The organism is Actinosynnema pretiosum (assembly GCF_002354875.1).
GTDB lineage: Bacteria > Actinomycetota > Actinomycetes > Mycobacteriales > Pseudonocardiaceae > Actinosynnema > Actinosynnema auranticum.
Genome location: NZ_CP023445.1, coordinates 6,262,687 through 6,285,784, shown reverse-complemented (window position 1 = coordinate 6,285,784; position 23,098 = coordinate 6,262,687). Strand labels below are relative to the sequence as shown.

General features: G+C 73.3%; 17 protein-coding genes. 6 read left to right on the top strand and 11 right to left on the bottom strand.

Annotated elements, in window-relative coordinates; all coding sequences use genetic code 11:
• The first annotated feature begins 15 nt into the window (after nucleotides 1-15).
• Entirely contained in the window at nucleotides 16-564 is a 549-nt protein-coding gene (locus CNX65_RS26645) for a MarR family transcriptional regulator (RefSeq protein WP_232520026.1), read from the top strand.
• Nucleotides 561-923: a nuclear transport factor 2-like protein gene (locus CNX65_RS26640; RefSeq protein WP_096496209.1), complete on the top strand. Its 363-nt coding sequence runs from the start codon at nucleotides 561-563 to the stop codon at nucleotides 921-923. Before CNX65_RS26645 ends, CNX65_RS26640 begins: the two co-directional genes overlap by 4 nt.
• Here the strand turns inward: CNX65_RS26640 and CNX65_RS26635 are convergent.
• Nucleotides 920-2,125: an MFS transporter gene (locus CNX65_RS26635; RefSeq protein ID WP_096496208.1), complete on the bottom strand. Its 1,206-nt coding sequence runs from the start codon at nucleotides 2,123-2,125 to the stop codon at nucleotides 920-922. The two genes, CNX65_RS26640 and CNX65_RS26635, sit on opposite strands and share 4 nt — an antisense overlap.
• 57 nt (nucleotides 2,126-2,182) lie before the next feature.
• Between CNX65_RS26635 and CNX65_RS26630 the strand changes: the two genes are divergently transcribed.
• Nucleotides 2,183-3,082 (top strand): ArsR/SmtB family transcription factor, encoded by a 900-nt coding sequence (locus CNX65_RS26630; RefSeq protein WP_096496207.1) that lies wholly within the window; start codon nucleotides 2,183-2,185, stop codon nucleotides 3,080-3,082.
• A 3-nt stretch (nucleotides 3,083-3,085) separates the two neighbouring features.
• On the opposite strand, the gene CNX65_RS26625 is transcribed toward CNX65_RS26630, so the two are convergent.
• The 8 genes from CNX65_RS26625 to CNX65_RS26590 form a co-directional block, all read right to left on the bottom strand.
• Entirely contained in the window at nucleotides 3,086-4,864 is a 1,779-nt protein-coding gene (locus CNX65_RS26625; protein WP_157767869.1) for a serine/threonine protein kinase, read from the bottom strand.
• Nucleotides 4,865-5,009: 145 nt separating this feature from the next.
• Nucleotides 5,010-6,800 carry a substrate-binding domain-containing protein gene (locus CNX65_RS26620; RefSeq protein WP_096496205.1) on the bottom strand — a complete coding sequence of 597 codons (1,791 nt, stop codon included), beginning with the start codon at nucleotides 6,798-6,800 and terminating at the stop codon, nucleotides 5,010-5,012.
• A gap of 174 nt (nucleotides 6,801-6,974) precedes the next feature.
• Nucleotides 6,975-7,874 (bottom strand): 3-methyladenine DNA glycosylase, encoded by a 900-nt coding sequence (locus tag CNX65_RS26615; protein WP_096498017.1) that lies wholly within the window; start codon nucleotides 7,872-7,874, stop codon nucleotides 6,975-6,977.
• A gap of 615 nt (nucleotides 7,875-8,489) precedes the next feature.
• Nucleotides 8,490-9,536: a hemolysin family protein gene (locus tag CNX65_RS26610; protein ID WP_096496204.1), complete on the bottom strand. Its 1,047-nt coding sequence runs from the start codon at nucleotides 9,534-9,536 to the stop codon at nucleotides 8,490-8,492.
• A complete protein-coding gene (locus CNX65_RS26605; RefSeq protein WP_096496203.1) occupies nucleotides 9,533-10,867 on the bottom strand; it encodes a hemolysin family protein in 1,335 nt (444 codons plus the stop codon). The genes CNX65_RS26610 and CNX65_RS26605 overlap by 4 nt, the downstream gene beginning before the upstream one ends.
• A 146-nt stretch (nucleotides 10,868-11,013) precedes the next feature.
• Complete coding sequence (locus CNX65_RS26600) at nucleotides 11,014-12,054, bottom strand: LacI family DNA-binding transcriptional regulator (RefSeq protein ID WP_096496202.1); 1,041 nt, start codon at nucleotides 12,052-12,054, stop codon at nucleotides 11,014-11,016.
• Between the two features lie 1,184 nt (nucleotides 12,055-13,238).
• The gene (locus CNX65_RS26595) at nucleotides 13,239-14,660 is read right to left on the bottom strand and encodes a Dyp-type peroxidase (RefSeq protein ID WP_096496201.1); all 1,422 of its coding nucleotides are present in this window, start codon (nucleotides 14,658-14,660) and stop codon (nucleotides 13,239-13,241) included.
• A 248-nt stretch (nucleotides 14,661-14,908) separates the two neighbouring features.
• On the bottom strand, nucleotides 14,909-15,991 hold the full coding sequence (locus CNX65_RS26590) for a serine hydrolase (protein WP_232520025.1): 1,083 nt from the start codon (nucleotides 15,989-15,991) through the stop codon (nucleotides 14,909-14,911).
• 115 nt (nucleotides 15,992-16,106) lie between these two features.
• Here CNX65_RS26590 and CNX65_RS26585 point away from each other — a divergent pair, with 115 nt between their 5' ends.
• A complete protein-coding gene (locus tag CNX65_RS26585; RefSeq protein WP_096496199.1) occupies nucleotides 16,107-16,799 on the top strand; it encodes an SDR family oxidoreductase in 693 nt (230 codons plus the stop codon).
• A 52-nt stretch (nucleotides 16,800-16,851) separates the two neighbouring features.
• Here the strand turns inward: CNX65_RS26585 and CNX65_RS26580 are convergent, their stop codons facing one another.
• Nucleotides 16,852-19,338, bottom strand: a complete 2,487-nt coding sequence (locus CNX65_RS26580) for a glycoside hydrolase family 9 protein (protein WP_232520024.1) — start codon at nucleotides 19,336-19,338, stop codon at nucleotides 16,852-16,854.
• 300 nt (nucleotides 19,339-19,638) lie between these two features.
• Here CNX65_RS26580 and CNX65_RS26575 point away from each other — a divergent pair, with 300 nt between their 5' ends.
• Together CNX65_RS26575 and CNX65_RS26570 are read left to right on the top strand one after the other, a co-directional pair.
• Nucleotides 19,639-20,670 carry a zinc-binding dehydrogenase gene (locus CNX65_RS26575; RefSeq protein WP_096496197.1) on the top strand — a complete coding sequence of 344 codons (1,032 nt, stop codon included), beginning with the start codon at nucleotides 19,639-19,641 and terminating at the stop codon, nucleotides 20,668-20,670.
• Between the two features lie 315 nt (nucleotides 20,671-20,985).
• The gene (locus CNX65_RS26570; protein WP_177154689.1) at nucleotides 20,986-22,089 is read left to right on the top strand and encodes a glycoside hydrolase family 19 protein; all 1,104 of its coding nucleotides are present in this window, start codon (nucleotides 20,986-20,988) and stop codon (nucleotides 22,087-22,089) included.
• A 149-nt stretch (nucleotides 22,090-22,238) separates the two neighbouring features.
• Here CNX65_RS26570 and CNX65_RS26565 read toward each other — a convergent pair whose 3' ends face one another.
• Nucleotides 22,239-22,799 (bottom strand): alpha/beta fold hydrolase, encoded by a 561-nt coding sequence (locus tag CNX65_RS26565; RefSeq protein ID WP_096496196.1) that lies wholly within the window; start codon nucleotides 22,797-22,799, stop codon nucleotides 22,239-22,241.
• Nucleotides 22,800-23,098: the final 299 nt, after the last annotated feature.

Here is a 23,098-nt window from a genome sequence, read left to right as displayed (position 1 = left end):
CCTGAGCGTGACAGGATGGTGAAGTACGTACTGAAGCAGTGCCTCACTATGAATGAAGTACTTGATGGTGGTGGCGCGAGGGAGGCGCTGGCCCGCTTCGCGCTGGACGGGGACACGGCGTTCCTGGAAGCGGCGTCGGCGGTGCGCGCGGCGGCGCGCTCACTGGACAAGCTGCGCACGAGCGGCAGTGGCGACCGGGGCCTGAGCCCTGGGGCGATGGACGTGCTGATCCTGCTGAGCGCCGCCGAGACGGGCATGAGCGTGAAGGACCTGGCCGGGGCGACGAACGCCAGCTCCCGCAACGTGACCGGACTGGTGGACACCCTGGAGGGCGCGGGCCTGGCGGAGCGCACCGCGTCCCCGGTGGACCGCAGGGTGGTGCTGGTCCGGGTGACGGAGGCCGGCCTGGCCTGGCTGGAGGCCTTCCGACGGCCGACGCAGCTGGCGATGGCGGCGCTGTTCCGGGGGTTCACCGGGGACGAGGTCGAGGCGTTGCGGTTGCTGTGCCTGCGCCTGGCGGAGAACCAGCGCGCGCTGGCCGAGCGGATCGGCGGTCGCGGATGAGCGCCGAGACCACCCGTGCCGCGGTGCGCGCCCACCACCGCGCCAGATTCGCGGGCGACGTGCCCGCCGCCGCTGCCCGGCTGGCCGAGGGCTTCACCTTCAGCAGCCCGCTGATGACCTCCGACGCGGAGGGGCACCTGGCGGGGCTGGCGGGGTTCCCTGGCGTCGTCGCGGGCGTGGACGTGATCAGCGAGCTGCACGGCGAGGACGAGGCCACCCTGGTCTACGACGTGCGCACCACCCTGCCGTTCGGCGTCCAGCGCACGGCCGAGCACTTCCGGCTGGCCGACGGCCGCATCACGTCGATCACCCTGATCTTCGACGCGACCCCGTGGCACGCGGTGATGGCAGCCCGCTAGACCGCCACCGCCCGAGCCGCCGCCGCGTCCTCCGCCTCCCGGAACGCCTTAGGCGACAGCGCGAACCACGCCACCGCCAGCGCCCCCACCTGCACCACCGCCGCCATCCAGTACACCGACCGCAATCCCGCCTGCGCCGCCAGCAGCCCGCCCGCCAGCGCGCCCAGCGGGTTCAACCCCCACGCCAGCGCCCGGTGCCCCGTCAGCACCCGCCCGAGCAGCCTGCTCGGCGTGAACCGCTGCCGCGACGACTGCGAGCACACGTTCCAGATCAGCACCAGCGCCGTGTTCAGGAACATCACCACCCCCACGAACGCGGGCGACCTCGGGGCCAGCGCCAGCGCCACCGCGCTCAGCACCATCGCCAGCTGCGCCAGCCGCATCGACCACGAGTAGCCGAGCCGCCGCACGATCGCGTCCACGAAGAACGACATCGCCACCCACCCGGCCGACGTGCAGGCCAGCAGCACGCCGTAGCCGAACTCGTCGACCCCGACCTCCTGCATCGCGTACAGCACGAAGATCCCGAACTCGGCCGACGACGCGAACGACCCCAGCGCCACCGCCACGCTGATCGCCAGCAGCAACCTCGTCCCCACCAGGTACTTCAGCCCTTCGGCGATGTCCCGCACCGGGTTCTGCCCGCTCGGCGCCGCGGGGGCCGACGCCGTGCCGCGCATCATCGCCAGCGCCAGCAGCGCGCACACCAGCGCGCCCCACGCCGCGTACCCGGTGCCGACCCCGACCGCGAACCCCGCCAGCGGCGGCACCACGAACCGCACCACGCCCTGCTCGATCACCATCAGCCGCGCGTTCGCCGACGCCAACCGGTCCGGCCCCACCACCTCGGGCACCAGCGCGCCGGACGCGCCGTCGCCGAGCACCTGCGCCGAGGTGACCACGAACGCCACGGCGAGCAGCAGCGGCAACCCGCCCCGCTCCCCGATCGCGGCCAGCGCGAGCGCCGACACCGCCAGCACCGCGAACGACCAGCCGAGCACCGCCGTGCGCCGCGCCCGGTCGATCAGCACGCCCGCGAACAGCGAGAACAGCAGCCACGGGAGCTGGCCGACCACGTTCACCAGCGACACCGCCGCCGGATCGGTCGTGATCGACACGGCCAGCAGCGGCAGCAGGGTCAGCAGCAGGCCCTGCCCCGCCGCGCCCGAGATCGCTACCGCCTGCAATCGTCCCCACGTCATGCGGCCACCTTCGCACCACGTGTTGGTGACCCCGACCTTTTAGTGTGGACTCAACCCATGCGCCTGCGCTTCGCCGTATCACCGATCTGGGAGACCGTCGCCGGACTGCGCCTGCTGGCCCGCGCGCACGCCCCGCACCCGCACGCCGAGTGGCTGAGCTGGGCCGCCGGCAAGCTCGCCGCGCTGCCCGGCGACCGCTCGGCGCTGTCCGCGCTGGTGGCCAGAGCGGACATACCGGAGTTCCTGATACCCACACCCGGCAACCGCATGGCGGGCTTCGACGCCGAACTGGAGGCCCTGACCTGGACCACCACCCCCGAGCGGGTGACGGGGGCGCTGGGCGCGCAGGCCGGGCTGCTGGCCGCCCCGGACGCGGTGCCCCGGCTCCAGGAGCGGCTGCGGGCGGTGCACGACGCGGTGATCCGGCCGGTGTGGGCTCAGGTGGAGGGCGTGCTGCAGGGCGACCTGGAGCGCAGGGGCCAGCGCCTGCTCGACGCGGGGCCGCCCGCGGTGCTGGGGGAGCTGCACCCGGACGTGACGTTCGAGTCGCTGAGACTGGTGGTCTCCGGCCGTGCGATCACTCCCGGTGAGCGCGACCTGGTGCTGCTGCCTTCCGCGTTCGTGTGGCCGGGCACGCACCTGCGCGACAGCCCGCTGCGGCTGGGCCTGCACTACCCGGCGCGCGGGTTCGGCTCGGTGTGGCAGCGCTCCTGCCGGGTCACCGGCGACGGCCTCGACCGGCTGCTCGGCGGCACGCGGGCGGCGCTGCTGCGGGCGCTGGAGCGGCCGGTGAGCGTGAGCGAGCTGGCGGGGGCGCTCGGCGTGACGGCGGGGGCGGTGTCGCAGCACCTCGGGGTGCTGCGGGCGGCCGGGCTGGCGGTGAGCAGGCGGGAGGGGCGCGAGGTGGTGTCGCTGCGCACGGCGCTGGGCGTGGCGCTGCTCAGGGGCGAGGTGTAGCGGTCACACCACGTGGGCGCAGAGGTGACCGCCGCGGAAGTCCCAGGTCAGCGAGCCACGCGGGCACGGGAGGTGGGTGGTGGCGTCGACCTGGAGGATGTGGTCGAACTCGCTGGGGACCGTGGTCTCGTCGCACCCCCAGGTCGTCATCATCCCCTTGTTGTTGATGCTCACGGCGCCCCCGCCGCCGTCCACGCCGAGGAAGCACTCGCCCACCCGGATCTGCCGCTCCAGGCAGAGGGTGGTGCTCGCGCGCGTGCCGGTGCTGGTCCAGAAGGACGCCCCGAGCTCGGAGGGGCAGTCGAGCGGGCTCCCCCGCACCGCGACCACGCGCGTGTAGGCGTCCGTGCGGTCGCAGGGGACGATCGACGGGGACGGTTCGCTCCACCGCCCGTACTCGCGCGGGTCCCCGTGGGCCGACAGGCAGTGACCCGGTCTGACCTGCTCGAACGCCAGGTCCACCGGGTCGGGGGGTGGGGTGGTGGTGCGCAGCGCGGGCGGGGCGGGCTCGAGCAGGGGGAACCGGGTCGGCGCGACCAGGGGCGTGGCGGCGAGCGTGGGCGTTCCCCGCAGCTCGCTCGTCATCCAGTCGACCACCTCGGGCAGCTTCCCGTTGACGGCGAGCAGGGCGAGGAGGCCGCCCAGGAGGCCCAGGACGAGCACGGCGGCGGGCGGGTCGTCGGTCGGCTTCGGCGGGGTGACGACCGGCCTCGGGGTGATGACCGGCCTCGGGGTGATGCCGGGCCGGGGAGCCGCCGCCTTGGGCTTGGCGGGTTTCGCCTTGCCCGCCTTGGGCTTGTCGGGCTTGGCCTTGCCCGGCCTGGACTTGTCGGGCTTGGCCTTGCCCGGTTTCGCCGCGCCCGCCCGCGGGCTGCCCGGCTTGGGCCTGGTGGCGCCCGCCTCTGGCTCGGCCTTGCCCCGACCGGGGTCGGCGGACTCCACCAGGGTCCTGGCCCACGTCACCCGTCTGGTGATCAACCGCGTCACCGGTTCGGGCAGCACCAGCGGGGCGCCCCCGGCCAACCGCGAGTACCGCTCCAGGAAGTCCGCCACGCCCGGCCGGTCGTCCGGGTCCTTCTCCAGACCGGCGGCGATCAGCGGCAGCAGCGACCCCGGCACCCCGCCCAGGTCCGGTTCCCCGTTGACCACCCGGTAGCCCAGCGCCTCGGCGGTGCCCTCGCCGAACGGCCGCCTTCCGGTGGCGGCGAAGACCAGCAGGGCCGCCAGGCAGAACACGTCGCACGCGGGCCCCGCCTCCCGGCCCAGGTACTGCTCGGGGGCGATGAACCCCGGCGTGCCGAGCAGGGTGGCGCGCGTGGTCGCGGAGGAGCCGTCCAGCGCGCGGGCGACGCCGAAGTCGATGATGCGGGGGCCGCTGCGGGAGAGCAGCACGTTCCCCGGTTTCAGGTCCCGGTGCACGACGTGCTCGTGGATCGCGGCCAACCCCTCGGCCAACCCGGCCCCGAGCGCCGCGACCGCCCCCTCGGACAGCGGTCCGTGCTCCTCGACGGCCCGCTGCAGGGTCGGCCCCGCGATGTGCTCGGTCGCCAGCCACGGCCGGTCCGCGCCGGTGTCGGCGTCCAGCACCTGCGCGGTGTGCACGCCGCCGACCCGCCGCGCCGCCGCCACCTCGACCTCGAACCGCCTGCGGAACCGGGCGTCCGCGGCCAGCTCGGCGTGCACCACCTTGACCGCCACCGCGCGGCCACCGGGCGTGGCGGCCAGGTAGACCCGGCCCATCCCGCCCGCCCCGAGCCGCGCGCGCAACCGGTAACGCCCCACGTGATCGGGGTCCCCCGGAAGAAGGAGGCCAACATCGGCATCGGTCACCCTGAGCACCCCCGCGCCCGCAGTGAGACCAGAAGCGATCAGCGTCCCACGACAGGGGGGCCGGGGAGAACGCACAAGTGCGGTCCCGCGCGACCCGTCAGCGCCCGGCCAGGACCTGCCCGAGCGCCGCGTCCACGCCGCTCCCGTCCTCCACCACCGACACCGTCCCGCCGCCGAACGCCTTCGTGATGTCCTGGAACAGCCCCGGCCCGTCCGCGCCGCTCCCCAGCGCGACCACGCTGATCCCGACATCCTTGCCGGAGACCTTCAGCCCCTCCAGGCGCGCCTTCGCGTCGGCGGGCGACAGGTCCCCGTCGGCCCCGCCGTCCGTGATCACCACGATCCGGTTGCGCTTGCCGTCCCGGTGGTCCGCCAGCACGTCCTCGTAGGCCGCGACCAGCGCCGTGAACGGCCGGTCGTCGCCGCGCGGCGCGAGCCGCCCCACCGCGTCCAGCAGCGACTGCCGCCGCGCCCCCACCGACCCGGTCGGCACCAGCTCCCGGTACGCCCGGTCCCCGTCGGCCCCGGTCGCGAACTCCCACAGCCCGAGCGACCCGGACACCGCCCGGTTCACCTGCCCGGTCAGCGCCTCCCGCACCCACTCCAGCCGGGTGCGCCCGTCGCCGCCGTCCTCGCCCATCGTCTTCGAGGTGTCCACCAGCACGGTCACGACCTGTCCGTTGTCGGCGGTCGCCCACGCGCCCGTCACCTGCTGCGTCGCCGCCGCGTCGGCGGGCTCGAGCCGCTCGGCGACCTCGGCCCACGCGATGCCGGGCGCCGGGCTCGGCCGCTCGGTCACCCCCTCCACCCGCAGTCCCGCCGCCGCCAGCGTCGCCCGCTGCTCGGGGGCCTTCAGGAAGGTCCGGAACGCCTGCGCGGCCCGCGCCTGCGCCTCGTTCACCCACTCACCCGACAGCGCGGTGAATGGGAAGTCAGCCACCGGCGTCACGCCCTGCGCGGCCACTCCCACCAGCGGCGTCGCCGGGGCGGGCCGGTTGTCCTCCGCGCCGGTGTTGTGCCGGTAGAGGTCGACCTCCAGCGCGGGCACCGCGCTGAACCCGACCGAGCCGACCGCCGGGTTCGCCGCGAGCACCGCCATGGCCTGCCACGTGCTGGTCGTCGTCTGCTCCGGCCGGGCCGCGACCAGCTTCGCCATCGCCTGCTTCACCGGCTCCTGCGCCAGCAGGTCCGCCGTCACCGGCCCGGTCGGGTCGGCTCCCGCGCCCGCGAGCGCCGCCTCCAGCGCCATGGCCGTGCCGGGGTTGACCGCCGGGTCGGGCAGGGCGACCTTGAACGCCCCCCACCCGGCCTCGCCGAACCGGTCCCAGCCGGTCGCCGACGAGGTCATCGCGGTCAGGTCGGTCCACCGGAACCCCGGCCCGGCCTGCACCGCGTCGGCCGCCTGCTGCGGCATGGCCAGCACCACCGGGCTGGTCGCGATCGACTCGGGCGGGGACCCGATCATGGACTGGCGCTGCGCGGCCAGCCGGTTCGCCCACACCGCCGAGTCGGTGACCCACGCGTGCGGCCGGGAGCCGAGCTTCTCCTCGTCCCAGGTGTTCGTCAGGCCCTCCAGGACCACCTCGGAGTCGCTGGCGAGGACCTCGACGCCGATGCAGTGGTCGTACACCACGGGCCGCTGCGCGCTCCACGCCTGCGCGACCTGCCGCACCGCGTCCGCCACGCTCGGGGTCGCGGCGACCTTCAGCGTCGCGGGCCCCTCGTTGCAGTCCCCGGCCTGCACGGCCGCGCGCTGGTCGACCACGTCGCCGATCCACTGCCAGCCGAACCAGCCGAGCACCAGCAGCGCCACGACGCCGATGATGGTGATGGGCCACCCGGCGATGCCGCGCCGCACCTTGGTCCGCAGCGTGCGGTGTCGAGACATCGTCCCTCCGGTGGTCGGAACCGCCCCCTGTCACGCCAGGGCGGGTCACGCTAACAGGTGAAAGTTGGCCTCAGGGTGAAGTCACGCCTGCGCTGATCCCCCGGCACGTCCCTTGGCGCGGACCGCTCACCGGCACGCGGCAGGCTCCGGTGGCCGGGACGCGCACGGGGCCCGTCATCCCAGAGCGGGCAGCTCACCCAGCAGCCCCGAGGTCAACCCGATCAAGGCGGCCCGCAACGGCTCGGCCTCCTCGGCGAAGGCGCTCTGTCGCCTAGCGTAGTCGGCCCGCCCCTCGGGCGTTTCGATCCGCACGGGGGAGTGACCGAACGCGCTCACGTCGTAGGGGCTGGCCCGCATGTCCAGCTCGCGCACGCGGGCGGCCAGCTCGAAGCAGTCGAGGACCAGCTCGGACGGCGTGGCGGGGTCGAGCTTGTAGGCCCACTTGAACAGGTCCATCGAGGTGTGCAGGCAGCCCGGCTGCTCCAGCTCCACCCGGCTGTCCAGGGTGGGGGTGAGGGCGTTGCGGGGCCTGGCCTCGGGGGTGAAGAAGCGGAACGCGTCGTAGTGCCCGCACTGCACCCGCTGCGACTCCACCACCGCGTCGGTGCCCTCGGCGCCCAGTCGCAGCGGCAGCGCGCTGTGCCTGACCTGGTCCTGGGGGAGCCGGTACACCATCGCCCACTCGTGCAAGCCGAAGCAGCTCAATCGCGGTGCGCGCGACGCGGTGGCGGTGAGCAACCGATGGGTGAACCCGATAGTGGTAACCCGCTCCGCGAGGAACTTCTCACGATCCAGCGACACCCCGTCCGGGGTCTCCCGGTAAAACGGCCACCGCAGGTAATCGCGGGCGAGGTCCCCTTCGAGGACCACGCCGGGGCCGGGGTGCCAGCGCTCCATGCGGCTCGGCCGGTAGCTGTAGTAGCTGAACAGGAAGTCCATGATCGGGTGCTTGACCCCGGCCGCCCTGCGCTCCAGGTGGGGCCCGGTCCACCCGCGCACCCGCTCGACGTGGGCGTCGCGGCGAGCGGTCCACTCCTGCTGGGACAACGCGGTCGGAGCGGTGACGATCCCCATGACGAACACGGTACTTCGTCCGACGGGATCTCCCTTACCGACCGGGGGAGCGCTCACAAGCCTCAAAACCCGAGTGAACGGTCCGTTCGCCTGTCATGGGGCTGATGAACGGACCGTTCATCCCATCGGAACCCGGTGATCGGACCGTTCGCCTCCTCCTGGGGCTGGTGAACGGTCCGTTCACCTCCTCCGGACCTGGTGAACGGTCCGTTCACCTCCTCCGGACCTGGTGAACGGTCCGTTCGTTTTCTCCCTGAGGCCCGGTGAACGGTCCGTTCACCTCCTCTGGACCTGATGAACGGACCGTTCGTTCCCTCCCCGAGGCCCGGTGAACGGGCCGTTCACCCATGCCAAGCCAACTGTGCTCTCGCCTTGGCCGAGTGAACGGTCCGTTCATCAGCCCCAGGTGGGCGGTTCGTTCGCCGGGCTCGGGTGAGTGGTCCGTTCATCCGCCTGGGTCGTGACGGCGCTGACCGATGGTGGCTGTCCACCCGAACGAGCGAGTGCCCGCCCCGCAGCAGCGGGACGGGCACTCGGCTTCGGACCAGACCAAGCCAGACCAAACCAGACCAAGCCAAGCCAGGCCAGACCGCTGAGCGGTCGGTCAGTCCGCAATCACACCTCGCGGCGCACGTGCGTCCCGTCGCGGACGGTCCCCACGTACTCCTCCACCAGGTCCTCCAGGGCCACGACACCACGCGTGGCGCCGTCCGGGCCGACGGCCTTCGCCAGGTGGCTCTGCGAGCGCCGCAGCGACGCCAGCGCCTCGTCCAACCTCGCGCCCACCGGCACCTCCGGCAACCCGCGCACCCGCCCCGGAGGAACAGTCGCGCCCTCACCGGCCTCGGCCAGGTCCAGCACGTCCTTCACGTGCAGGTACCCGATCAGGTCATCGGTCGACCGCACCGGGAACCGGGAGAACCCCGTCTCCGTCACCGCCGACTCGACCTCCGCCATCGTCGGCCGCGCCGACAGCGACGTCACCCGGTCCAGCGGCACCAGCACGTCCGCCACGGTCCGCTCCGCCGACGACAGCGTCTGCGCCAACCGCCGGTGCTCGGAGTCCTCCAGCAACCCCTCCTGCCGCGACTGCGAGATCAGCAGCGACAGCTCGTCCGAGGTGTACGCCGACTCCAGCTCGTCCTTCGGCTCCACCTTCATCAACCGCAGCACCCCGTTGGCCGCGATGTTGAACAGGCTGATGAACGGCCGAACGACCTTGACGAACGCCACGTGCACCGGCACCAGCCAGATCGCCAACCGCTCCGGGTTCGCGATGGCCAGGTTCTTCGGCACCATCTCGCCCAGCAGGATGTGCGCCACCACCACCAGCATCATGGCGATCGCGAACGACACCCCGTGCAGCACCACCGGCGGGATCGACAGCGGGTGCAGCGCGCCCTCGATCAGGTGCGCCACGGCGGGCTCGCCGAGGCGGCCCAGCAGCAGCGAGCAGATCGTGATGCCCAGCTGCGCGCCCGCCAGCATCAGCGACACCTCGCGACTGGCCTTGATCACCAGCGCGGCGCGGGCCACCCCGCGCTCCACCATGCTCTCCAACCGGTCCCGACGGGCGCTGATCAGCGCGAACTCCGCGCCGACGAAGAACGCGTTGCACCCGAGCAGGACGAACGTCATGACCAGCAGCCAGCCGTCGCTCACCGGGACACCCCCGTCTCGGCCGACTCGACCCTGGCCACCCGCAGCTCGGCCACCCGGTGCTTCTCCATCTGCATCACCGTGATCCGCCACCCGTCCAGGTGAACCTCGTCACCGACGTCCGGGATGCGCCCCAGCTCGGACAGCACCAGACCCGCGAGGGTCTCGTAGTCGCCCTCGGGCATCCGGAACCCGGTCGCCTCGGCCACCTCGTCGTCGCGCAGCAGACCGGAGACCATCCAGCTGTCCCCGCCCAGCGCGCGCACCGGCGCGGACTCGCGGCGGTCGTGCTCGTCGCGCACGTCGCCGACGATCTCCTCCACCACGTCCTCCAGGGTGACCAGCCCGGCCGTGCCGCCGTACTCGTCGACGACCAGCGCGGTCTGCAACCCGGACGCGCGCAGCCGGTCCAGCAGCGCGTCGCCCTCCAGGGTCTCCGGCACCGTCTGCACCGGCCTGGTCAGCGCCGACAGCGGCGTGGTGGCCCGGCGCTCGCGCGGCACGCTGAACGCCTGCTTGACGTGCACGATGCCGCGCACCTCGTCCAGGTCGCCCGAGTGCACCGGGAAGCGGGACTTGCCCGTCTCGCGGGCCTTGGCGACCAGGTCGAGCACGGTCGCGTCGGCGCGCAGCGACTCCACCCGCACGCGCGGGGTCATCAGCTCGCCCGCCGTGCGGTCGCCGAAGCGCAGCGACCGGCCCAGCAGGGCGGCCGTGCCCTCGTCGATCGTGCCGTGCTCGGCGCTGGAGCGGACCAGCGCGCCCAGCTCCTGCGGCGAGCGGGCCGAGGCCAGCTCCTCCGCGGGCTCGACGCCGAGCCTGCGCACCATCCAGTTCGCCGCGCCGTTCATGCCGTTGATCAACCAGCGGAAGACCGACGAGAACGCGGCCTGCATCCCGGCCACGGCCCGCGCCGTCTCCAGCGGTCTGGAGATCGCCAGGTTCTTCGGGACCAGCTCGCCGAACACCATCGACAGCGTCGTGGCCAGCGCCAGCGCGATGGCCAGCGAGATCGGGGCCGCGACGGACGTGGGAACCCCCACCGCCGTCAGACCCGGAGACAGCAGTTGCGCGATGGCCGGTTCGGCGATGTAGCCGGTGATCAGGGTGGTGAACGTGATGGCCAGCTGAGCTCCGGAGAGCTGGAACGACAGGGACCGGTGGGCCTTGTCGACGGCCTTGGCCTTGGCGTCGCCCACGTGGGCGACGTGCGATTCGACTGTGCTCCGCTCCAGCGCGGTCAGCGAGAACTCCGCCGCGACCGCGATGAACGTGCCCGCGGTCAGCGCCACGACGGCCAGCAGGCCGAGCACGCTCAGCAGGATTCCAGTCACCGGTCACCCCCTGGGGGGACCGGGTGGGACGGGTAGCCGGGTGTGGGGCCCGGCTCAGTACTGCACGGTTGCTCGTCGAGCACTGGGTAGATCACTCCTCGTCACGGGGACCCTTGCGGGTCTCCATTTTAGGTTGTGAACGTCGCTCAGCGCAGTCCGGTTCCCGCAGGTCGAGCCGTGCTGGCCCGGAGCACCACCTCACCTGCGACGCGCACCGTGCGTGGCGGGCCGCCGACCTCGTCCAGGACCAGGCGCGCGGCCCGCTCGCCCATCTGCTCCAACGGCAGTCGCACGGTGCTCAGCGGGGGCTGGAGGTCGCGCAGCGTCGGGATGTCGTCGAAGCCCGCGACGGACACGTCGCCGGGCACGTCCAGCCCGCGCTCGCGCAGCGCCGCGACCGCGCCGGTCGCCATGACGTCGTTGACGGCGAACACGCAGGTCGCGCCAGTTTTCGCGGCCAGCAGGTCGGTCACCGCGCGGTGACCGCCGTCCCTGGTGAACTCGCTCGGGAAGACCGCGTGGTCGGGCAGCTCGAGGCCCGCGTCGGCCAGGCCCTGGCGGAAGCCGGAGAGGCGGTCGCGGGCCACGACCAGGTCGTTCGGGCCGGAGAGCACGGCGAACCTCCGGTGCCCGAGCGCGGCCAGCTCCCTGGCGAGCGCGCGGGCGCCCGCCCGGTTGCCGGGCACGACCGTGTCGGCGCCCAGCTTGGCCTGGGAGATGCACGCCACCCGGCCGCCCTGCGCGGTGAACGCGGCGACCTCCTCGGCGAGGCGCGCCGTCGACGCCCGGTCGGTGGTGCGGCTGCCCGCGATCACCAGGGCGCGGGCGCGGTGCGCGCGGAGCGTGTTGACCAGCTCGACCTCGCGCTCCGGGTCGCGGTTCGTGGTGCCCAGCACGAGCACCATGCCCGCCTCCTCGGCGACCCTCGTCACACCGGCCGCGATGCTGGAGAAGTAGGGGTCGGCGATGTCGTGCACCACCAGGCCCACGAGCACGCTGCTGTTGCGGGCGAGCGCCTGCGCGGCGGCGTTCGGCAGGTAGCCGAGCTGCTCGGCGCTGCCGACGACCTTGTCCCTGAGCTCGTCGCTGACCTGCCGGGTGCTGCCGTTGAGCACGCGCGAGGCCGTCGCCAGCGAGACCCCCGCGTGCCTGGCCACCTCGGCCAGCGTGACCTGCCGCAACGCCAAGGCGGCCTCCTCCGGGTTAGTGGTTGGGCGAGACTAGCCCGGTTGGGCGGGAAGACAAGAGCTTGGCTCGGCGCGGTGGCGAAAAGTGGGGGCGGAGGGGTGGTTGGGGGGTTTGGGGTGGGGTGGGGGTGTGTGGGTGGGGATGGTTGGTTGAGGTCGGGGAGTGTGCGGGTGCGTGCGAGGGCTTGCGGGGGCTTGCGGTTGGGCGCGGGGGATGGGTGGGGACGCGCTAGTTCGCTGTTTGCCCGGTTGAACGGTCCGTTCACCCTTCGTTGAACGGACCGTTCAACCGGGCTCTTTACCGCTGGCGAGAGCGGTGGTGCGGTCGTGGGGCTGCCTTGCAGGAAGGTTGTGGGCAGCCTTGCTGCAAGGCTGTGGGGGGTGCCGGAAGGCTGTGAGAGGCGTTGCCGGAAGACTGCGGGTAAGTGGGGCAGAGCAGTCGGTTGAACGGACCGTTCAACCGAGGGCCTGGGCAGTTACCGACACCTATGCCGATGCCAGCACTCGGCACCCAGCACCCAGCACCCAGCACTCGGCACCCGGCACCCGGCACCCGGCACCCAAGTGCCTGGCTCACTGGTGCCTGGCTCACTGGTGCCTGGCTGGGTGATGGGGAGTTGGTTGAACGGTCCGTTCAACCGGGCTTTTTACCGCCGATGAGGGCGGTGGTGCGGTTGTGAGGCTGCGTTGGCCGGGAGGTTGCGGGGAAGTGGGGCGGAGTGGTCGGTTGAACGGTCCGTTCACCCCTCGTTGAACGGACCGTTCAACCGAGCTTTGGCCACCTGAGGGTGGCGGTGGCGCGGTACGCGGTGGCGCCGTGCGCGGTGACTCGTGTGCGGCTGTGCGGTGGCTCGTGTGCGGCGGTGCGGCGGTGTGTTGCGGCTGTGCGTGGTAGGGCAGTTCGCGGTGTGCGTTGCGGTGGTGCGGCAGTTCGCGGTGCGTGGTGTGCGTTGCGGTGGTGCGTGGTGCGTGGTGGGGCAGTTCGCGGTGTGCAGTTGTGGCAGTGCGTGTTGCTGCGGCGTGGTGTGGTCCGGTTGAACGGTCCGTTCAACCGGCTGGTGTGGAGGAGGTCGCCCCGGCGGGCAAGCCCTCCCCAAGCCCACCGGCACCCCCAAGCCCACCGGCAGGCCGATCGTGGACGGCGGTCACGACCGGCCCGCCGGGGGGAGCGCGCTCCCCCGGCGCTAGCGGGGCAGTGGTCTGCCCGCTGCCAGCAGCCTCAGCGCGCTCACCGACGGCACCAGGGCGTACACCGCGCCCGTGGTGCGCACGAAGCGCCGGAAGCCCAGTTCGCCCCGGCTCCCTCCCGCCTCCACCGTCCCCCCGCCCTCGACCCCGATCACCGGGTCCGTCCCGGTCGGCGCCCCCGTCGCCCCGCCCGCGAACGACGGGTCGTTCGCCCACGCCCGCTGCTGGAACTCGAACTGCTCCGCCAGCGACGTGCAGTGCGCCACGAACACCAACCCCCGCTCCGCCCCCGGCTCCGCGTCGTGCGGCGGGCCGAACGGGATGCCCCTGCGCATGATCCGGTGCGTCCTCGGGGACGGGTCCGTGAACGAGCGGGGGTTCGTCTTGCGGATGTGGGACGTGCACGGGGTCGTCGTGCCCAGGGGGTCGTCCGCGTAGTCGAAGTCGTTCTCCACCGGCCCGGTCGGCCGCGCGAGCGGGGTTCCGTCCAGCCTCCTGCCCACCAGCAGCGACCCCATCCGCTCCGGCCCGACCTCCGGCGCCACCGCCCGCGCGTGCGCCTCCACCGCCGCCCGCCACCCGGCCACGTCCTGGCTCAGCCTGCGCACCACCTGGATCGACCCGTCCCTCAACCACGCGGCCACCACCGGCTCCACCTCCCGCTCCGTGCGGTGCCCGAGCACGAACTCGCCCGCGTTCACCAGCACCGCCCCAGGGTGGTCCAACCTGCGCCCCGGTCGGGCCGGGTCCTCGCGGTGGAAACCGCGCACGGCGGGCTGCGAGATCCCGTCCTTGTAGCCGAAGTGCTCGTGACCGGCCAGCGCCCCCGGCAGCGTCTCCCCGTCCTGCACGTGCAGCCGCCGCACCCCCAGCAACCGGTCCAGCAGGTCCAGCTGCCGGGTCGTCGCCCGCAACCGCTCCCGCGTGTCCGAGGCCACCGTGACCACCGCGTGCACCGCGCTCCCCGCCCCGCCGAACACCCACCCCCCTGGTCCGGACTCCCCGGTGTCCCCGTTCGCCGCCGCCCGCGCCAGCGCCCCCTCCACCAGCAGCGGGTCGACCGCGCGCAGGTCCGCCTCCGCCGCGGTCGGGTCGGCGGCCACGGCCAGCACGCCCGGCGCGGTCAGCGACAGGTTCACCCAGGTCGCCCGCAGCGTCGCCGGGTCCTCGCCGAACGTCGCCCGCCCCAGCGAGAACGCCTCGTTGAAGTCCTCGACGTCGGCGGTCACCGACACGTGGCCGAGCATCCCGGCCAGCCACGTCCGCGCCAGCCGCGCGTCCCCGAACCGCAGGAACCTGAGCTGCTGGTGGTCCTTGTTGAACGCGGCCAGCACGTTCCCCTGAACCTCGCGCGACACCCGCAGCGGCGGGTCCGACTCGCCCGGTCGAGCGGCGTTCAGGCGCACAAGCCCGGTCATCCGGCATCCCCCGATCCCCGTTGGCTCCCCCTGCGGAACAAGGAGCGCGAACGGGGCCGGGTGGATACCGGACCTCGCCGAATTCCCCGCCGATGTGTTCCGCGCACCGGTTTCCACCTGCGGAAACCGCAAAACCGGCGGCGGGGAGCGCGCCTGGCGGGAAGAACTCCCGCGCCCGCCGGGCGACGCCGTGGTGAACCACCGCCGAATCGACGGCGCGAGTGCGCCGGAACAGCGGGACTCCCCGATCAGCCGCCGTTGTACGGCTGGTGCCCGCGCGAGCGGAACACCCTGGGGGTGTTCGCGGTGACCCGCAGCACCGAGTCGTACATGGCCCGGCCGATGCCCGCGCGGGCGCGCGCGGCCGGGTGGGTGGCGCCGTAGTCCTCCAGGTGCGAGGCCGTGTCGCCCCGGAACGCGCCGGACGCGAACAGCGCGTAGGTGATCATCGGCTTGCCCTGGGGGTCGAACACGACGCCCGCCTCGTTGCGCCCGTCGTCGAACCAGCCCGCCTTGGTGGCCACGTTCAACCGCTCCGGGGAGGTCAGCCGCGCCCGGATGCCGTCGTTGAACGAGGTCAGCGACCGCAGCACGGTCAGCAGGTGCGCCGTGGACGCCGCCGACAGCAGCTCGCCGCGCACCAGCTTCTGCAGCAGCGTGAACGTCTCGCGCGGGGTGGTCGTGCCGAGGAAGAACCGGTTCGGGTTCGCCACCGGCACCACCTGGGTGGCCGTGAAGCCCTTGGACCGCAGGATCTCGTTCAGCTCCAGCGCCGGGACCACCAGGCCGCACAGCCGCACCGCGGTGTTGTCCGAGACGGTGAGCAGCGTCGCCAGGACGTGCCCGAGCGTCACCGAGCTGGGGTACGCGCCGTCCAGGCCGAAGATGCCGTCGGTGTCCTGGATGACGATGGCCTCGGTCACGTCGACCCGCTGGTCGAGCGCGAGCAGCCCCCGGTCGACCTTGTCCAGCACCGCGACCGCGACCGCGATCTTGTTGACGCTGTACGCCTCGACCACGCGGTCCGCGTTGTCCTCGACGGCGGGCTTGAGCGTGCCGTCCGGGTCGCTGAACGCGATGTGCGAGGACCAGGTGCCGCCCGCGAGCGCCTTCTGCGCCTGGTAGGTCCAGTTGATCTTCAGTCGGGACAGGTCCGCGCTGGTCGGGATGAGCGACTCCCAGTCGACGCCCTCGCTCGCGGCCGTCGGCTGCGCCGACGCGACGCCGCCGAGCGCGACCGTGGCCGCCGCCGCGCCGCCGAGGCCCAGCGCGGCCCGGCGCTTGAACTGCTCACTCCCCATGACATCCCCCAATCGGTCGATGCCGGTCACGCTGAGGTGACCTTGCATCCGTTCTGTACGAAGGGAAGTAGTACAGAGGGTTGCTCGCAGTCACTCTTTTTGGTGAAAAAGTTTCGGAATTCCGAAGTCAGTAGCGTGGACGCCCATGAAATCAGGGGTTTTCGTGATCACGGGCGCAACGCGGGGCATCGGCGCGGCCACCGCGCGCATGGCCGAGCGGGACGGCTACCGGGTCGTGCTCGCCGCGCGCGACGTCGACGCCCTGCGCCACCGGGAGGGCGGGAACGTGCGCGTCCGCGCCTGCGACGTCCGCTCCTGGGAGCAGGTCTCCGGCCTGTTCGAGTGGGTCCTGGCGGAGTGGGGGCGGGTCGACGTGGTGCTCGCCAACGCCGGGGTCAGCGTCGACACCTCCTTCACCACCGACGACGGCGACCCGCCGGACACCTGGACCGACATGGTCGTCACCAACGTGTGCGGCCCCGCGTTCACCGCCCGCGCCGCCATGCCCGCCCTGATCGCCTCGCGCGGGCACCTGCTGCTCACCGGCTCCGCCTCCGGGCGCGGCGTGCGGCCGGGGAACCTCTACTCGGCCACCAAGTGGGCCGTCACCGGGCTGGCGCAGGGCCTCCGGGCCGAGTGCGTCGGCACCGGCGTGCGGGTCACCGTCGTGCAGCCGGGGCTGACCGACACCGGGTGCGTGCCCGCCTCGCGCGCGGACGACCCGAAGCTCGCGCCCGAGGACGTCGGCCGCGCCGTCATGTACGCCGTCTCGCAGCCGCCCGGCGTGGACGTCAACGAGATCCTGCTGCGGCCCGTCGGGCAGGCCGCGCACCGCTAGCGACGGGTCCGGCGGGACCGCGGACGGCCCCGCCGGACACCTCGACCGCGTCCTACCCGACCGAGCAGCGAGCCCCGTTCACCGTGAAGGCCGCGGGCGGCTGGTTGGTCCCGCCGTGCGAGCCGTTGAACCCGAGGGTCACCGACCCGCCCGGCCGCACCGCGCCGTTCCAGGCCACGTTGGTCGCGCGCACCCGGCTGCCCTCCTGGCTCCACACCCCGGACCAGGACTGGGTGATCCGCTGGTCGCCGGGGAACGAGAAGCCCAGCTCCCAGGCCGTCCACGCGGTGGCGCCGGTGTTGCGCACCACCAGGTTCGCGGTGAAGCCGCCCTGCCACGAGTTGGCCTGGTACGACACCGAGCAGCCGCCCTCCGGCTGCTGCGGGGCCTCGGCGACCTCCGCCGCCCACGAGGCCAGCCACACCAGCGCCGAGTTCCAGTTCACCGTGACCTCGTTGACCGAGTACGCCTCGATGTGGTCCACGAAGCACTTCTGCGGCGCGCAGCCCTGGAGCAGCCTGGCCGCGATCGGGTCCTGCAGCGCGCTGTTCGGACCGCCCGACAGCACGCCGGGGGGCGCGATCGGCAGCGACGGGTCCAGCTGGTTCGCCCAGTGCCGGTGGTGCACGTTCCGCACCGGCTGCTCCCCGTACCCGGTGACGTACGAGTACCCGACCGGGTTGCGGCCCAGCAGGTAGTGCAGCGCCTCGAACGCGCCGTCCCGGTACTTGGCCTGGCCGGTCAGGTCGAACGCGATGCTGAGCACGCCGCCGTTGTTGGCGACCAGCCCGTTCGAACCCCAGTCGTAGGTCGCGGTGTCGTACGGGGCCGGGTAGTTCTGCGCCGCCGCCTGCGCCAGCATCCCGTCCGCGACCTGCGCGAACCGGGCCTTGGTCGCCGCGACGTCGGCGGCGGGCAGGGTGTTCGGGACCAGCGCGAGCGTCACGTCGCCCAGCGGCGCGGTGTACCCCCAGTCGACGCCGCGGCCGTTCAGCGCCGCCGCCTTGTAGTGCGGCGACGAGGTGACGTCGGCGCGGTAGCCGGACTTGCCGGTGGTGGTGAGCAGCTCGGCCGCCGCCCAGTAGAACTCGTCGCTGACGTCGTTGTCGTTGTACGCGCCGCCGCCGGTGGCGTCGTTCGGGTCGGCGAGCTTGGCCGGGTTGGCCTTCGCCGCCGCGTAGGCCCGCTCGGCCGCCGCGAGGGCACGGTCGGCGAACGCCGGGTCGACCGAGCGCCACAGCCGCGCGGCCTGCGCCGCCACGGCCGCGGTGTTCAGGGTCGCCGCGGTGCTCGTCGGGGACAGCCTGCGGGCCTGCGGGTCCTGGTGCGGGAGCAGGGGGAGGCCGGTCCAGTTCACGTCGTGGATCTTGTGGTGGACCATGCCGTCCGGGGCCTGCATCCGGAGCAGGAACTCGACCTCCCAGCGGGCCTCGTCCAGCACGTCCGGCACGCCGTTGCCGCTCTCCGGGATGTTCAGCTTCCCGTCGCCGAGCGCGGCCTCGGTGCCCTTGAGCTTGGCGCGCTCGTAGGAGTTGAGCACCTGCCAGACCGAGATGCCGCCGTTGACCACGTACTTGCCGTGGTCGCCCGCGTCGTACCAGCCGCCCCGCACGTCCAGGGTGTAGCCGCAGTCCACCAGGCAGCCGACGGCGCTGTCGCCCTTGTTCGGGGCGACGTCGACGTGACCGGCCGGGCGGGCGTAGGTCTCACCCACGTGGGCGGCCTCGATCGGGGTGCCGCTGCGCTGGTGGTAGAAGAACTTCAGCGCGTCGGTGCGCAGGTCCCCCAGGTGGGAGGTGCCGATGTCGAACGGGAAGCTCGACTCCTCGCCGACGGTGAGCACGTAGCCCTCGCCTGCGGTCTCCACGGCGGAGAAGTCGACCAGGTGCACCGGGTCGCCCGAGGCCGCGTCGGCGGGCTTCGGGGTGGTGGTGCCGCGCGCGACGGTGGCGCCGCCCCTGGTCAGGGTCCACGGCTGCGGGGAGGTCGACGGGTGCAGCGCGGTGGCGCGCTTCGGGCCCTTCGGCAGGTAGCCGACCTGGTCGACGAGGACCTTGCGCGACGGGCCGGTGGGCTCGCCGCCCGGCGGCTTCACCCCGCCGACGAGGGAGACGTCGTCCACGCAGACCGTGCTGTCCTCGGCCAGCGCGCCGAGGTGGAAGGTCAGCTGGCCCGCTCCCGCGTCGGGGAAGTCCAGCTCCGAGGTGAAGGTGAAGGTGAAGCTCTGGCGCTCGGTGGTGAGCTGCACGTCCTGCTTGGCGATCTGGCGGTACGGGCTGACGCCCTCGCCGAGCGCGGCGGCGGCCGGGCGCGCGCGGTCGGCGCGGGCGGTGAACTTCAGCACGTACTGCTGGCCCGCCTCGAACGGGACGCCGTTCTGGCCGATCAGGGCGTCCCACGGGTTGGCGGTGCCGCCGGGGACCCGCGCGCACAGCTCGCCGTCGACGAGCCGGTTGGTCACGCCGGAGCCCGCCCACCAGGGGTCGGCGGTGCCGGAGGCGAACGACCCGTTGACGATCCGCTCGTAGGCCTGCGTCACGCTGGGTGACTGCGCCCGATCGGGGGTCGCCCGCTGGTCCGATTGCGCGGTGGCGGGGGGCGCGGTGGCCGCTGCCGCCAGGAGGGCCAGTGCGGCCGAGATGGCTGTCGCACGCCGGGGGGCGGGGGTGCGCGGTCTCATGCGGTCTTCCTCCGTCTGCTCTGACGTCGGGTGAACACGGTCCTGGGAGCGCTCCCAGGGAGGGTAGGCGCAGTTCGGGGCCGGGACAAGGACGGGCTTGACCTCCAGTGCGGTTCACGTCGCAGGCTGGGGGGCCGGTGACGCGGGAAGGGGAGCGCGGTGCGGTTGGTGCGGATGGCGGAGTTCGGCGGGCCCGAGGTGCTGCGGGTGGAGCAGGCGCCCGACCCGGTGCCCGGTGCGGGGCGGGTGCTGGTGGAGGTGGTGTGGGCGGCGATCACGTTCGTGGAAACGCAGGTGCGGGCCGGTAACGCTCCGTGGCCGGTTCGGGTGCCGCTGGTGCCGGGTGGCGGGGTGGCCGGAGTGGTGACCGCGGTGGGGGAGGGGGTCGGCGGGGAGCTGCTGGGGCGGGCGGTGGCGGCGAGCACCGGGGGGAGCGGGGGGTACGCCGAGCGGGTGGTGGACGCGGTGGAGGCGGTGGTGGTGCCGGACGGGGTCGGGCTGGACGAGGCGGCGGCGCTGATCGCGGACGGGCGGACGGCGGTGCTGAACCTGGCGGCGGCGGGGTTGGCGGTGGGAGGGCCTGCGGTGGGCGAGCCTGTGGAGAGCGGCGCCGCGGTGGGCGAGCCTGCGGTCGGGCTGGGCGGCGCCGCGGCGAGCGGGGCGGGGAAGCGGGTGCTGGTGCTCGCCGCGGCCGGTGGGGTGGGGAGCCTGCTGGTCCAACTGGCGACGGCCGCGGGTGCGGAGGTGGTGGGCGCGGCGGGTGGGGCCCGCAAGGTCGAGCTGGTCCGCGGACTGGGGGCCGCGCGCGCCGCGGACTACTCGGCCGCCGGGTGGGAGGACCTGGTCGGCGAGGTGGACGTGGTGTTCGACGGGGTGGGCGGCCCGCTCGGGCGGGCGGCGTGCGGACTGCTGCGGCCGGGTGGGCGGATGCTCTGCTACGGCCTGGCGAGCGGCGAGTGGACCGCCGTCGACCCCGGTGACGCGGCCCGGCGCGGGATCGAGCTGGTGCGGCCGGGGCGACCGGCGCCCGAGCGGATCAGGGCGGCCTTCCGGGAGGCGCTGCGGCACGCGGCGGACGGGACGCTCGCACCCGTCGTGGGCCAGTGGTTCCCGCTCGAGCGGGCGGCCGACGCCCACGCCGCGATCGAGGCCCGCCGGACCGTGGGCAAGACGCTCCTGCGGGTCGGCTGATCGCGCGCCGGACGGGCCCCGGTGAACCAGGGGTTCACCCGACCGCCCGCCCGGCATTCGTGGGAGCGCTCTCCCGCTCGTCATCCCGCGCGGGGAACGGGTGGTGGTCCGGTGCGAGCCGGGGGAGCCCGCCCCCGCCGGACTTGATCGTCCACAGTGGATCGCATAGGGGTTCACCTGCATGGGAGCGCTCTCATAGTTAGGGGTGCGCCCCGGTCGAATGGAATCCGGATGGCCTTGACTGGTGTAGACCAATCCGGTTGAGTCTGGAGACTGTCAGGCACGCAAAGCGCCCCAACCGGGAGATGTGATCACGTGTCGAGAATCCGTGCGGTGGCGGCCTCCGCCGCCCTCGTCGTGGTGGCGGCTCTGGCGGCCGTCGTGCCCGCGACCGCGGGCACCGAGCCCGCCGCCAAGACCGCGGCTGCGGTCCAGGCCGACTGCGCCTGGACGACCTGGACCGCGGGCCAGTGGTACGCCACTGGCGCCATCGTCAAGTACACCGATGGCAAGTACTACATCGCCGAGCACGAGAACCCGGGCTACGACCCGGTCATCAGCACCTGGTACTGGGAGCCGCACAGCGGGTGCGGCGGTGGCACCCAGCCCGGCAACGGCAACTGCAACCACCCGAACTGGGTGGCGGGCCAGTGGTACGCCGCCGGGTCGATCGTGAAGTACACCAACGGCAAGTACTACATCGCCGAGCACGAGAACCCGGGCTACGACCCGGTCATCAGCACCTGGTACTGGAAGCCGCACACCTGCGGCGGTGGTGGCGACCAGCCGCCGAACCCCGGTTCGTTCGTGGTCAGCGAGTCGCAGTTCAACTCGATGTTCCCCGGCCGGAACTCCTTCTACTCCTACAGCGGTCTCGTGGCGGCGCTCGGCGCGTACCCCGGCTTCGCCAACACGGGCAGCGACACGGTGAAGAAGCAGGAGGCGGCGGCCTTCCTGGCCAACGTCAACCACGAGACCGGCGGGCTGGTCCACATCGTGGAGCAGAACACCGCGAACTACCCGCACTACTGCGACACCGGTCAGTCGTACGGGTGCCCGGCGGGCAACGCCGCGTACTACGGCCGCGGCCCGATCCAGCTCAGCTGGAACTTCAACTACAAGGCCGCGGGCGACGCGCTCGGCCTGCCCCTGCTGACCAACCCGTGGCTGGTGCAGAACGACTCGGCCGTGGCCTGGAAGACCGCGCTCTGGTACTGGAACACCCAGACCGGTCCCGGCAGCATGACCCCGCACAACGCGATGGTCAACGGGCGCGGCTTCGGCGAGACGATCCGCAGCATCAACGGGTCGATCGAGTGCAACGGCGGCAACCCCGGCCAGGTCCAGAGCCGGGTGGACGCGTACAACCGCTTCGTCGGGCTCCTGGGCGCCACGCCCGGCGGCAACCTGTACTGCTGATCCGCGGCCCGGCGGCGGACCTCCGCTGACGGGCGACGCCGACGGGCCCCTCCCCGCGCCGGAAAACCGGTGCGGGAAGGGGCCCGTCCGCGTGCCGGGGCAGGGGAGTCGGGGGAACGCGCGCCGAGCACGTGGAACGCGCCGGAGGGTCAGTCCACGCCCAGGTGCGCCAGCACCGCCCAGCCGAACGCGCCCGGCGACCGGGTCCACGGCGGGCTCCCGGCGTCCGGCAGCACCACCCGGCGCACCGACGGCGCCTCGTCGGACAACTTCTCCGCCCACTCGGTCGGCTCGCCGCCCTCGACCAGCAGCGTCGGCGGCTCCAGGTCCGCGCAGCCGGGCGGGAACTCCGGCTCGCCGTCCGGCACGCACACCAGCGCCTCCACCCGCTCCGGTCTGGCGAGCGCGTAGCGCAGCGCCACCGCCGCGCCGGAACCGTGCCCCAGCAACGACATCGTGTCCAGCGCGAAGTGCTCCCGCGCCGCCTCCGCGTCCCGCTCGGCGTGCTCCGGCCGCACCGCGCAGCGGATCACCCGCAGGCGCGGCGCGAGCAGCTCGGCCAGGCCGGTCAGCTCGTCGGGGCGCTCGCAGCACAGCAGGAGCGCGTCGCCCGCGCCCGCTTCGGTCGCGGGCAGCGCCGTGCCGTCGTGCGCGGTCACCGAGTGCGGGACGGCCGCGCGCCGCTGTGGTTCCGAGTGCTCCACGTCCACGTGATCACCCGTTTCCCCGGCGCCGACGCGCCGGTGGTGGGCGCGAGCCGGTCGCGGCGGCGGCCGACGTGCCGCCGCGACCGGCTCGCGGGTTCGCCGGGCGCTGGAGAGCGCCCGCCGCGATCGGGGCCTCGGGAAAGCCGGTGACCCGTCCGCGCAATTCGGCGCGACACCGGAAACGCGCCCGGTCGCCCGCCGCCCTTCCCGGTTCCGCGCCTTCTGGAAAGGTCTCCGCTTTATCCGGGAAACACCGGCGCGACGTCCCGGTCGAACTCCGCCCGGATTTCCGCCGCGCGCCC